Source organism: Traorella sp. mt218 (assembly GCF_055420025.1).
In genome coordinates, this window is sequence record NZ_JBVAYM010000026.1 from 14,876 (window position 1) to 27,583 (window position 12,708).

Consider the following 12,708-nt stretch of genomic DNA (forward strand, 5'->3'; position numbering starts at 1 on the left):
TTTATAAGGGGATGAATTGTGATATAATTATCATGATTTAAAGAGAGGAAAAAGGAATATGAGTTTATTTACACATGAAGCACGTCAATTTAAATTTGACGTCTTACGAGAAGTTGCAAGACGTTCATTTGAAGGAAAGATCAATGAAGATACGGTTGATGAAATTGCAACTCTTTTGATTCCTACAAATCATGCAGATTTTAGATGCTGTGTGTATAAGGAAAGAGAAATTATAAGAGAGAGAACACGTTTGGCATTAGGAAAAAAGCCAAATACGATAAGAAAAGATAACTATTCTCCTAAGCAGATCGTGCATGTCTTAGAGGCAGCTTGTGATGGCTGCAGCATTCATAAAATTATGGTGACGGATAATTGTCGTAAGTGTATGGCGAAAAGCTGTCAGGCATCTTGTAAGTTTGATGCAATGAGAATGGGCAGTGATAAAGCTTATATTGATTATGATAAGTGTAAATCGTGTGGTGCTTGTGTCAAAGCTTGTCCGTTTAATGCAATCATCCAAAGTGAGCGTCCGTGTGTACGTTCATGTCCGGTGAATGCTATTTCGATGGATGAGAATGATTTATGTGTGATCAATGAAGACAGCTGTATCAGCTGTGGTGCATGTCAGGCAGGATGCCCTTTTGGTGCCATTGAGGATATTTCATTTATGACACAGGTGACTGATGATCTTCGTAACGGTAAAAAGGTTGTTGCTATCGTAGCACCATCGATTCAAGGACAGATGGGTCAGGCAACCTTGCCACAGATCTTGTCAGCTATTTTAGAAGTAGGCTTTTCTGATGTTTATGAAGCTGCAGTGGGTGCTGATGCGGTCGCAGATTTTGAAGCACAGGAGCTGTTAAAGCATAAAGCAGAAGGTATTAAAATGACAACTTCCTGCTGCCCGGCTTTTGTCAATATGGCTCGCATTCATTTCCCAACAGTGTATGAGAAAAATGTCAGCAAGGTAGTATCGCCGATGGAGGCAATTGCTCGCCAAGTGAAAAGCAAGCAGGATTGCAAGATTGCTTTTATCGGTCCTTGTGTAGCGAAAAAGAATGAGGCTTTGAATGACTGGTCAGTGGTAGATTATGTCTTAACGTTTGAAGAAATTGCCGCTATGATCATCGCGAAAGAGATCTCGGTTGAAGATCTGCAGCCAAGCAATCGAAATATCGCAAGTATTCATGGTAAGAATTTTGCTGTTGGCGGTGGTGTCAGCAAGGCTGTTGCGGAATCGCTTAAGGAACATAATCTAGAAGCGGTAACAAGCAAATATGCAGATGGTGCAGCCGAATGTAAGATGAATCTTTTATTGATGAAGTTAGGAAGATTTAATGAAGATATATTAGAAGGTATGGCGTGTGTAGGAGGCTGTGTCAGCGGGCCTGCAACGATCGAGTCGCCGGCAAAGGTGAAACAGTTTATGGCAAAAGAAAATGCAGCAATTAAAGATAAGACCATTCAAGAAGTTCTTGAAGAGATTGATTTTAGTCAGGTGAATATGTATCGATAGGAGGGAAAGTTATGCATACAATTGAAATCTGTGTTGGAAGCAGCTGTTTTGTGAAAGGAAGCAATGAGCTGGTGGAAAAGTTGAAGAAGTATCTTGAAGAAAATCATCTTGAGGATAAGGTTCAGTTAAAGGGTGCTTTCTGTATGGGACAATGTGCAAAAGGACTGGGAGTTCGCGTTGATGGAAAACTCTTGGAAGGTGTCACACTTGCCAATGCTATTGATTTAATTGAAATTGAATTAAATTCTCTATGAAGCCTTTAATTACACTTGTTGAATATAACTGTAAAAGTTGTCTGAAGTGTGTACGCAATTGTCCGACCAAATCAATTCGCTTTGAGAATAATCATCCATATATCATAGAAGAAGAATGTATTCATTGCGGTAACTGTTATTTGTGCTGTCCGCAATCGGCTAAAGAGATTAAAAGTGATCTTGATCTTGTGAAAAGCTGGCTGACTGCAAAAGAGGAAGTTGTTATTTCGATTGCTCCGAGCTATCAGGTCATTTGGGATAACTATACAAAGTTGAAACAGGATCTTTATAAGCTGGGGTTTAGTGCAGTTGAGGAAACGGCGAAGGGTGCTTATGTCGTTTCTGCGCAGTATGGGGCATTGATGCAGGAAAAAAAGATGAACAATATTATAGAAACCTGTTGTCCGACTGTTGTGGAAATGATAGAAAAAGAATATCCGGAGCTGGTATCTTGTCTGGCACCCGTTGCTTCTCCCATGATCGTACATGGAAGAATGCTGAGGAAGAAGTATCCGAATGCGAAAATCGTTTTCCTGTCACCATGTATTGCCAAACAGCATGAGGTGATGGATGAACGTTTCAGTGATGCCGTGGATGCGGTCATAGCCATGCCGGATATGGATGAATGGATATTGGATAATAGTGATCAAAGCTATTATGAGGGTGATGAGGAAGAAAATATTGCCCGTATTTATCCGATCAGCGGCGGAATCATTAAAACGATCAATGATTTTAATGGTTACAAAGCTTTAGCTGTTGAAGGTATCAAACGATGTCGTGCTGTCCTTGAATCAATTAAGAACGGACATTTAAATGGTTATTTCTTTGAGCTGAATGCCTGTGAGGGCGGATGCTTAGGCGGACCTTATTTGTTGGCTTACAAAGATAATGAATGGCTGGCACAAAGCAGGATCAGTGAATATGAAAATGGTACCAAGGTAAGGGCAGATAAAGCTGAATTTGCATCAGCAAAGTTTATGGATAAGTCTGTACAAAAACCGGTTTTTTCTGAATATCAGATTCATGAAGTGCTTTGCAGCATGGGTAAAGCCGACCGTTCAAAACGGCTGGACTGCGGTGCCTGTGGTTATGATACATGCCGTGCTAAAGCCATTGCGGTATTGGAAGGCAAGAGCGATCCGAAGCATTGTCTGCCATATGCCTTGGAAAATGCACAGTCTGTTTCGAATCTTGTCATTCAGCATTCACCGAATGGTATCATTGTTCTTGATTCTGATAACAAGATCAAGGAAATCAATCCTAGTGCTGTACGACTTTTAGGTATTCAGAATTATAGTGTCAAAGGATTTGAAATTGAAGCGATTTTGCCAAGTGCCCAGCTAATGGATATCCTTCATCAGAAAAGTCAGGATGTTTCATATATCGTAGAAGAAATTCACGGCGGTGAGAAAGTCTGCAACATCGCAGTCCTTCCTTTGGGTGATGAACAGTCGTATGTATTGATCCTGATGGATCTTACCAATCAGCGTGAGCAGGAAAAGAAGATGAAGCAGTTACGTAAAGAAACGATTGAATCGACCCAGAAGGTAATCGATAAACAGATGCGTGTCGTTCAGGAAATTGCATCATTGCTTGGGGAAACAACCGCTGAAACAAAGGTTGTTCTGACAAAGCTGAATAAAGCGATCGATGGAGATGATCTGAATGGATAAGGTGCATGTTGAAACCTATTATGCTTCTTTAAATAAAAAGAATGAAGAATTATGCGGCGATAAGGTCAAGGTCTTACGAAACGATAAAAGCTGTACCGTTGTTTTAAGTGATGGTTTGGGAAGCGGTGTAAAAGCAAATGTATTGGCAACGCTGACCAGTGAAATTATTGCGACAATGCTGAATGAGGGAGCAGAGCTAAGCGATGCCATTGAAACGATCATCAATACCTTGCCGGTATGCAGTGAACGTAAGGTTGCCTATTCAACCTTTACGGTCTGTCAGGTTTTTTATGACGGCCGTGTATTCATGGCTGAATATGATGGTCCGGAAGCCATCGTATTGAGAAACGGTCGGGAATTAAAGCTTGAAAAAGAGGAAATCTATCAGCAGAATAAGAAGGTAAAGACATGTAGCTTTACCTGTGAGCCCAATGATCGTATCATCTTTTTCTCAGATGGGATCGTACATGCAGGAATCGGCAGCATCTTAAATCTGGGATGGGATCATAAGGAAATCGTTCAGCATATTGAAACGATGCATCGCTCGAATGATACGGCACGTAAGACGTGCATGAATCTGCTTTTGGCTGTCAATGATCTGTATCAGGGCATGCCCGGGGATGATTCAACGGTGGCAGTCGTTAAGATGCTTCCACCTAGACAAAGTGTGGTCGTTGTAGGACCACCGGCCAATAAAGAAGATGATACGGATGTAGTGATGAAGCTGATGAAGGCGACCGGAAAGAAGATCGTTTGCGGAGGAAGTACTTCACAGATGGTTGCACGTGTATTGAATGAAGAAATCCGGATGCCGGATGCCTTAGATTTTCTTGGTGACATTCCGCCTATTGCTTTTATTGATGGTATCGATCTGGTAACCGAGGGAGCCATTACTCTAAAAAAGGTATTGGAATATTTAAGAGAATGCAATGCTTCAAGGGAATATTTAAATAATTTTATGGACGGTGAAAAGGGGGATGGAGCCTTTCTTCTTACCCATATGCTGATTTGCGACTGTTCAGCCATTCACTTTATTCAGGGAAAGGCTGATAATATTGCCCATGCTTCAATCAATTATTCACCTATCTCATTAGGTAAAAAGATACGTACGGTAGAGAAAATTGGCGATGAGCTGAAAAAATTGGGCAAAATTGTTACGTATGAGCAAATATAAGCAAAACATGACAAAATCTTTCATTTCTATTTTTTAAAATAGAAATGGGTGATTCGATGAGTTATACATGTATCGCCTGTAGTGAAACCACTATGGGCATTTTTTTAGGAAAAGAGAAAGCGTTGTTTCTTCTTTTTGAAATGAGTGAAGAACAACAGAGTGTTTTCTTATATTCTTTTATAGGCTATGAAATGATTTCGAATTGTCTTCATTTTTATAAAGAAGAATATCTGGAGATATTGGAAAATAAAATCTATTATAAAAACCATTGGCTTGCTTTTCACAAATATAAGGTTGAAACAGATGATATTTATGCAAATATCCTGTTTGATTATATGAAAAGAGTTCATCGTATATGGTGCTGTAAAGATGAGAGTGGTAAAGTGGTATGGATAAAGACTTGTAAAGTCATAGAAAATTGTGTAAAATAAAGGAAGCAACGGAGGTGTATTATGGGAGATTTTTGGACATCTATTCTATATACATTGATTGGTTTGGTCATTGGTGGCGGTTTAGGATTCTATTTCACCAGAAGATATTTCATCAAACAGCTGAAAGAACATCCTCCAATCAATGAAAAGATGATTCGGGCAATGTTCTTGCAAATGGGAAGAAAACCATCAGAAGCTCAAATTCGCCAAATCATGAAATCAATGGAACAAGCAAGATAAAACCCTTTTTAAAGGGTTTTTTTCTTGATGAAAACATTGAGAGATAGAGTAGGATCATTTTTGTTTTACAGTATTGTTTCAAAGCAAATATAGTTTATCATAGATACTTAGAGATAATTCAGATAATTTATGTCTGTCTGCATGTTGATGCTGAAATTTCAAACTGATATGTATTAAAATCAGACAAAAAAAACGGTGTTTCAATAGAATTTCACCGTTTTATATAGGATCAATAAATCATGTTTAATTTTTATTTATGATCGAGGCAATCCATTCTTTCGCATGCTTTAGATCATCATCGTTTGGATGTTCAAGAGCTTCATCAAAATTTTCGATGCTGACCTTTAATTTCGCATCATCCGGATGTTCTCGCATCATTTGAACATATCGGTCTTTTACGCTTAATGGCATCTTTCCCTGACAGAAAAAATATCCTAATATTTGATTGGAACCATCAATATGTTCCTTTACTCTTGAAAATAAGGTTTGATAATATTTTTCATCTTTTCCGTAGCCGGCTGTTCCGAAATACGCAATTTTTTTATTTCTTAATGTTTGAATGAAGTCAAGGATGGTATGATAAGCATTTCCTTTATCTGTCCATGATCCTATGATATAGACATCTGCTTCTCTGATTTCAGAAGCAGGCTTACCAAAGTAAACAATTTCTTCATTTTTAAGCTCTTCCTGGATTGCCTTTGCAATCATTTCAGTATTTTTGGTATTGCTTGCATAAACAATTGCTATTTTCATAAAAACTCCTTTCAAAGCCATTTTACTTTACTTTCAGTATGATTCATGATTCGCCGGATATTCGGTATGTGACGGGTGATCACCAGGATATCCAGCAATGCGCTTGCAATCAAAACAAGGATCGATGCCTGTATGATAAAAAGTGAGATCGTACTGGCAACGGCTGCGATCATGCTGGATAGTGATACCATTTTAGATAGGAATAAAGTTATAAAGAAGGCAGCCAGCGGAAGGACGAAGCACAACCAGTTATGAGTAGTAAAAAGAGCGATGGCGAGCAGAAAGCCAAACATGCTGGCAGCTGCTTTTCCGCCTTTAAAATGAGCAAATATAGGGAAACAATGACCGACACATACGGCAAGACCGCACCATATGGATGCATCCTGTGAATATATAGATACGATACCGACAGGAATAAATGCTTTTAATGCATCTAAAACGATCACGCTGATACCCGCTTTTTTTCCTAAAACTCTTCCGGCATTGGTGCCTCCCAGATTACCTGAACCATATTGACGTATATCTGTGTGATAGAAAAGCTTTCCGATCACCAGTGCAAAGGGAATCGATCCCAATAGATATCCAAATAAGACAGATAAGAAGTAAATCATCATATCACCTCCCCTTCCTATTGTATCATTTTTCATTAAAATGACAAACTAATTTTTAGAAATCTATGTTATAATAATCAAGTTAGAGAGGTGTTTTTTTATGTGTCCAAAAGCCTATGATGCATCAAGTATACAGGTGCTTGACGGACTGGAAGCGGTTCGTAAGCGTCCCGGAATGTATATTGGAAGTACAGACTCGCGGGGACTTCACCATTTAGTGTGGGAAATCGTAGATAATTCTATTGATGAGGCGCTGAATGGTCATGGTAATACAATTAAGATCACATTGCATGAAGATGGCAGTGTCAGCGTAGAAGACGAAGGCAGAGGAATGCCGGTAGAAATGCATGCGCAGGGAGTGTCTACCCTGCAGGTCATCTTTACGATTCTGCATGCCGGCGGTAAATTTTCGGAAGCCGGCGGCTATAAGACAAGCGGGGGATTGCATGGTGTCGGTGCCAGTGTCGTAAATGCCTTAAGTGAATGGGTAGAAGTAGTCGTACATAAAGATGGTAAAATATATCAGATGAATTTTAGTGATGGCGGTAAGAAGGTCAGCAAGCTAAAAGAACTGGGAAAAACAAATAAGACAGGATCCAAGGTCACGTTTCTTCCGGATAAGCGGATATTTTCAACGACGCATTTTTCATATTCGACGATTTGTGAGCGTGCCAGAGAAAACGCTTTTCTTTTAAAGGGATTAAAAATGATCGTCACGGATGAGCGTGGTGATAATAAAAGAGAAGAGGTTTATCATTTTGAAAACGGATTGGAAGCATTTATTGAATATTTGCATGAAGATAAAGCGACGTTGCATAAGCCTTATTCTTTTTCAAGCATGAATAATGGTATTCAGATCGATTGTGCATTTCAATATACAGATGAGTATCAGGAAAATATGTTTTCATTTGTCAATATGGTCCGTACAAGAGATGGCGGTACGCATGAAGTGGGCTGCCGAAGTGCTTTTACGAAGGTCTTTAATGAATATGCCCGTAAAAATGGATTATTAAAAGAAAAAGATAAAAACTTTGAGGGCAGTGATGTCCGTGAAGGCCTGACAGTGGTATTGTCCTTAGGTGTTCCGGAGCATTTGCTGCAGTTTGAAGGACAGACCAAGGGCAAGCTGGGAACGATGGAAGCCAAGAGCGCTGTTGAAAATGTCGTGAGTGAAAAACTGACTTATTTTTTAGAGGAAAATAAGGATTTGGCGGTTTCGCTGATCAAAAAGATGCAGCGTGCTTCCTTGGCCAGAGAGGCTGCCCGCAAGGCACGTGAGGAATCCCGTAAGGGAAAGTCCAAAGGAAAAAGTGAGAAGATCTTAAGTGGAAAACTGGCAGCTGCCCAGAGCAGGGATGCTTCGAAAAAAGAGTTATATCTTGTCGAGGGTGATTCTGCGGGAGGAAGTGCCAAGCAGGGAAGAGATAGTAAATATCAGGCAATTTTGCCGCTTCGTGGAAAAGTATTAAATACGGAAAAGGCCAGTATTGCCAGCATTGAAAAGAATGAAGAATTGAATACGATCATTCATGCATTGGGAGCCGGTGTCGGTGCTGATTTTTCACCGGAGGACAGTGCTTATGGAAAAGTGATCATCATGACCGATGCCGATACGGATGGGGCTCATATCCAATGTCTTTTGCTGACTTTCTTCTACCGGTATATGCGCAAGGCAATCGAAGAGGGCATGATCTATATTGCTTTGCCGCCTCTGTATAAGATTCAGAAAGGAAAAGAGATTGCTTATGCATGGAATGATGAAGAATTGAATGAGCTGAAACAGAAAATGGGTCGAGGCTATGAAATTCAACGTTATAAAGGACTTGGTGAAATGAATGCTTCCCAGCTGTGGGAAACGACGATGAATCCGAATACGCGTACCTTGATTCGTGTGAGCATTGAGGACGGCATGTTTGCGGAAAAGCGTGTGAGCGTTCTGATGGGCGATCGTGCGGATGTGCGTCGTGAATGGATCGAAGAGAATGTATCATTTACATTGGAAGATGATTATAAGGAGGAAATCAATGGATAAGCAGAGTGAACATATCATTACGGCTCCTCTTGAGGAAATTATGGGGGATCGTTTTGGAAGATACTCGAAATATATCATTCAGGATCGTGCTTTGCCGGATGCCAGAGATGGCTTGAAGCCGGTTCAGCGACGTATCCTCCATTCGATGAATATGCTGGGGATCACGCATAATAAGCCTTATAAAAAATCAGCACGAATCGTGGGAGATGTTATCGGTAAGTATCATCCGCATGGCGATACTTCTGTTTATGATGCGATGGTCCGTATGTCACAGACATGGAAAACAAGGGAAACCTTGATCGATATGCATGGTAATAACGGATCGATGGATGATGATCCGCCTGCTGCCATGCGATATACGGAAGCGCGTCTTTCGGCGATCAGTCAATATATGCTGGCTGATATTGATAAAGATACGGTTGAATTTGCACCGAATTTTGATGATGAAGAAATGGAACCTACGGTGCTTCCGGCTCAATATCCAAATCTTCTGGTCAATGGGATCAGCGGGATTGCCGCAGGATATGCAACCAATATTCCACCGCATAATTTAAGTGAGGTGTTGGATGCGGCCATTTATCGGATCCAATATCCGGATTGTTCATTGGATGAACTGATGGAATTTGTACAGGGACCGGATTTTCCTACGGGTGGTATCGTACAGGGAATTGAAGGTATCAAGGAAGCTTTTACGACAGGAAAGGGAAGGGTCGTTGTCCGCAGTAAATGTGAAGTCGTACAGACGAAAACGAATCAGCAGATCATCGTTCATGAAATTCCTTATGATGTCATTAAAAGCAATCTGGTGAAAAAAATCGATGAGATACGTCTGAATAAATCAATTGAAGGTATCTTAGATGTCCGTGATGAATCGGATCGTAACGGTTTGCGTATCTGTATCGATTTGAAAAAAGAAGCCAATAGTCAGCTGATCTTAAACTATTTATATAAGAATACCGATCTTCAGGTCTATTTTAATTACAATGTCGTAGCCATTGTTAATAAGCGCCCGATGCAGATGGGTCTGGCAGCTATGCTGGATGCTTTTATCGATCATCGCAAGGATGTCGTGACGCGCCGCAGCCGCTATGAGCTTGATAAAATGGAGAAAAGATGTCATATTCTGGAAGGTCTTATTCGAGCCATGTCTGTCTTGGATGAGGTCATTGCGATCATTCGTTCATCGAATGGCAAAGCAGATTCTAAGGAAAAACTGATCGAACGCTTTGAGTTTAGTGAAGCCCAGGCAGAAGCAATCGTAACATTGCAGTTATATCGTTTGTCAAATACGGATGTCGTTCAATTGAAGAATGAGTTTTCAGAGCTTGTGAATAAGATGGAAGAATTGAATGATATCTTAAATAATCCGCGTTTGATGAAGAAGGTCATCATTGAAGAATGTAAGCAGGTAAAGAAAGATTTTGGTTCTCCGCGTTTGACTAAGATCGAAAATGAGATCGAGGAGATCGTGATCGATAAGACAGCAATGGTCAACAGTGAACAGGTCATGCTTTCTGTTTCCAGAGATGGCTATGTGAAAAGGGTATCGATGCGTTCATATAACTCTTCGAATGATGCTTTGACGGGTCTGAAGGAAGGTGATGAGCTGATTGGTGTGAAGGAAGTCAATACGTTGGATATCCTTTTGTTCGTGACTGGCAAAGGTACTTATGGCTATTGCCGGATCTATGAGATCGATGAAGCGAAATGGAAGGATATCGGTTCACATCTCAACAGCTGTATCAGTATGACTTCTGAAGAGAAGATCATTTCGGCTTATGTGCTGAAGGATTTTGATACCGGAGCATCGCTTGTTACGTTATCTCGCAGGGGAATGATCAAGCGGACGATGATTGCTGATCTGGAGGTATCACGCAATAATAAAACGATGCAGCTGATGTCGATCAAAGCGGATGATGAGCTTGTTGATAGCTGTATCGTCAGTGATGATGATGAAATCATCGTGCTTTCATCGAATTGTTATAGCGTGCGCTATCCGGCAGATGTGATCACGCCTACGTCTTGCAGAGGAAAGGGCATCATCGCTATGAAAAATGATGACTGTGTGGCCCTTGTCAATGCCTCTGACTCACATATGGTCTGTGTGACAGAAAGCGGTTCTATGAAGCGGATCAAGATGAGTGATATTGCAGTAACCGGTCGTCCGGTAAGAGGCGATCTGATCGCTAAAAAAGTAAAATCAAATCCGGCCGTCCTTCGTTATGGCTTTGGTTGTGAAAATAATGATGAGATTTTATTGATGCAGGAGAAGCCTGAAAAGCTTCATGGCAAGGATATTGCTTTGATGAGCAAGGAAGCTACTTTCTCATCGGCAATCAAGGTTCATTTGCCTTTCTATATTCAAAAGATGATTCATGAAGTCATGAAGATCGAGAAAAAAGAAAAGGTACATGAAGAAGAAAAATCAGAGATCAATCAGACTTCTTTATTTGATTAAACTGCTCATTGAGCAGTTTTTTCTTTTCTCATGGAAATATGTATGGAAATAGTTTATAATTGATATAAGGAAGTGATGGTATGAAAAAAAGTGTCATAACAGGATGTGTGCTTGCTTCAGTGGCAGCCATTGGCTGTGCTTGGGCAGTAAAAGAATATAAAGAAAAGAAAGCAATGAAACAAGAACCAAAGAAGCGTTCCTTTTATCGTTCTGAAAAAAAAGCAGTAAATTTGAAAAAAAGAAAAGATGTGAAAACAATCAGGGTGTCTAAGGATGCATCTTTAAAAAATAAGCTTTGGGCATGTTTTGAAATCTTGAGGTAATCCTATGAATTTTTTTAAAAATCATGCGACAAGACGTATTTTATTCATCATAACATTTACGGTTCTGCTGACAGCAGCTGTTTTTAATATCAATGTGATCATGGATGTCTTCGATACGATTCTTTCCATTGCCTATCCTTTTATTGTCGGAGGTATCATTGCCTTTATTCTAAATGTTGTTTTACGCCAGCTTGAATTAAAGCTATTTAAAAATGTAACATTTCAGTTAAAAAACGGGCGTTCTTTTAAACGTCCGATATGTATGGTGCTTACGATTGCCATCGTATTATTTGTCTTATTTGTCGTGGCCTTTTTGCTGGTTCCCCGGTTAGTGGAAGCCATTCTTGCCATGGTGGATCAATTGCGTATCTTTATTCCTCAGGCCCAGCAGTTTTTTGAACAGCTTGTGAGAGAAAACGAGGATGCGGTTCGCTTTATTGAGTCGCTGAATATTGATTATGAGGGAATGTTTAAGCAGGCTACGGATTTTTTGAGCCGTTCTGCCACCGATCTGCTTTCAAATGCTTTCAATATCGTATCCTCCTTTGCAGGTACGATGTTCTCTTTCTTTATCTCATTTATTTTCGCAACTTATTTGCTGATACAGAAAGAAAAGCTTTCTAAGCAGCTAAGACTGGTCATGAAAGCCGTATTATCCGAAAGAAGGCAGCAGCAGGTTGAGCGTGTCTTGGCATTGTCCTTTGATACTTTTTCAAATTTTGTCAGCGGACAGGGATTAGAAGCTGTGGTGCTGGGTACATTGGTGGGTACTTGCTGCTGGATCACCGGTTTATCTTATTCTTCAGTGGTGGGTGTCATTGTCGCTCTTTGTTCGTTTATACCGATGTTTGGAGGTATGATCGCACTGATTGTCGGAACGCTGATCCAACTGATCGTTTCACCGATTCAGGCACTGTTCTTCTTTTTTATGATGGCGATCATCCAGCAGATTGACGGTAATCTGATCTATCCGCATATCATGGGGAACAGAATTGGTCTGCCGCCGATGTATGTGCTGATTGCTTTCTCGGTAGGCGGAAGTCTGATGGGATTGTTTGGCATGCTCTTGTTCATTCCGATTACAAGCATCTTATATGATCTGTTCCGTGACTGGGTATATGAACGCATCGCTAAAAAAGAAAAGCATGTGGAGCTGGAAGAAAAGGCAGAGGAAACCGGTATTGAGTAAAATAAAAAAGATTAAGTTTTCAGGCTTAATCTTTTTTTATTCTCTATAAAACCC

At 40.3% G+C, this 12,708-nt stretch carries 12 protein-coding genes; 10 read left to right on the top strand and 2 right to left on the bottom strand.

Translation table 11 applies throughout. The annotated features are described in order from the left end of the window. Positions 1-58 precede the first annotated feature (58 nt). Genes ACZYT3_RS11020 through ACZYT3_RS11045 form a run of 6 tightly spaced genes read left to right on the top strand, consistent with a single transcriptional unit; the run spans position 59 to position 5,288 of the window. A complete protein-coding gene (locus ACZYT3_RS11020; RefSeq protein WP_294562494.1) occupies positions 59-1,516 on the top strand; it encodes a monomeric [FeFe] hydrogenase in 1,458 nt (485 codons plus the stop codon). Positions 1,517-1,527: 11 nt separating this feature from the next. After that, positions 1,528-1,770, top strand: coding sequence for a (2Fe-2S) ferredoxin domain-containing protein (locus tag ACZYT3_RS11025; protein ID WP_294562493.1), 243 nt, complete (start codon positions 1,528-1,530; stop codon positions 1,768-1,770). Further along, positions 1,767-3,443, top strand: coding sequence for a [Fe-Fe] hydrogenase large subunit C-terminal domain-containing protein (locus tag ACZYT3_RS11030; protein WP_294562491.1), 1,677 nt, complete (start codon positions 1,767-1,769; stop codon positions 3,441-3,443). Before ACZYT3_RS11025 ends, ACZYT3_RS11030 begins: the two co-directional genes overlap by 4 nt. Further along, positions 3,436-4,617, top strand: coding sequence for a SpoIIE family protein phosphatase (locus ACZYT3_RS11035; protein WP_294562489.1), 1,182 nt, complete (start codon positions 3,436-3,438; stop codon positions 4,615-4,617). The genes ACZYT3_RS11030 and ACZYT3_RS11035 overlap by 8 nt, the downstream gene beginning before the upstream one ends. 56 nt (positions 4,618-4,673) lie before the next feature. After that, positions 4,674-5,048 carry a hypothetical protein gene (locus ACZYT3_RS11040; protein WP_464088686.1) on the top strand — a complete coding sequence of 125 codons (375 nt, stop codon included), beginning with the start codon at positions 4,674-4,676 and terminating at the stop codon, positions 5,046-5,048. 21 nt (positions 5,049-5,069) lie between these two features. Continuing rightward, positions 5,070-5,288 carry a YneF family protein gene (locus tag ACZYT3_RS11045; RefSeq protein ID WP_294562484.1) on the top strand — a complete coding sequence of 73 codons (219 nt, stop codon included), beginning with the start codon at positions 5,070-5,072 and terminating at the stop codon, positions 5,286-5,288. A gap of 243 nt (positions 5,289-5,531) precedes the next feature. On the opposite strand, the gene bilS is transcribed toward ACZYT3_RS11045, so the two are convergent. Continuing rightward, positions 5,532-6,041, bottom strand: a complete 510-nt coding sequence (gene bilS, locus ACZYT3_RS11050) for a flavodoxin family protein BilS (RefSeq protein ID WP_464088687.1) — start codon at positions 6,039-6,041, stop codon at positions 5,532-5,534. A gap of 11 nt (positions 6,042-6,052) precedes the next feature. After that, positions 6,053-6,652: a glycerol-3-phosphate 1-O-acyltransferase PlsY gene (plsY, locus tag ACZYT3_RS11055; protein ID WP_464088691.1), complete on the bottom strand. Its 600-nt coding sequence runs from the start codon at positions 6,650-6,652 to the stop codon at positions 6,053-6,055. A 100-nt stretch (positions 6,653-6,752) separates the two neighbouring features. Between plsY and parE the strand changes: the two genes are divergently transcribed. From parE to ACZYT3_RS11075, 4 genes are all read left to right on the top strand, one after another. After that, entirely contained in the window at positions 6,753-8,684 is a 1,932-nt protein-coding gene (parE, locus tag ACZYT3_RS11060; RefSeq protein WP_294562516.1) for a DNA topoisomerase IV subunit B, read from the top strand. After that, positions 8,677-11,142 carry a DNA topoisomerase IV subunit A gene (parC, locus tag ACZYT3_RS11065; RefSeq protein WP_464088688.1) on the top strand — a complete coding sequence of 822 codons (2,466 nt, stop codon included), beginning with the start codon at positions 8,677-8,679 and terminating at the stop codon, positions 11,140-11,142. The genes parE and parC overlap by 8 nt, the downstream gene beginning before the upstream one ends. An 80-nt stretch (positions 11,143-11,222) precedes the next feature. Further along, on the top strand, positions 11,223-11,465 hold the full coding sequence (locus ACZYT3_RS11070; protein WP_464088689.1) for a hypothetical protein: 243 nt from the start codon (positions 11,223-11,225) through the stop codon (positions 11,463-11,465). A gap of 4 nt (positions 11,466-11,469) precedes the next feature. Next, the gene (locus ACZYT3_RS11075) at positions 11,470-12,654 is read left to right on the top strand and encodes an AI-2E family transporter (RefSeq protein WP_464088690.1); all 1,185 of its coding nucleotides are present in this window, start codon (positions 11,470-11,472) and stop codon (positions 12,652-12,654) included. The last annotated feature ends 54 nt before the right edge of the window (positions 12,655-12,708 follow it).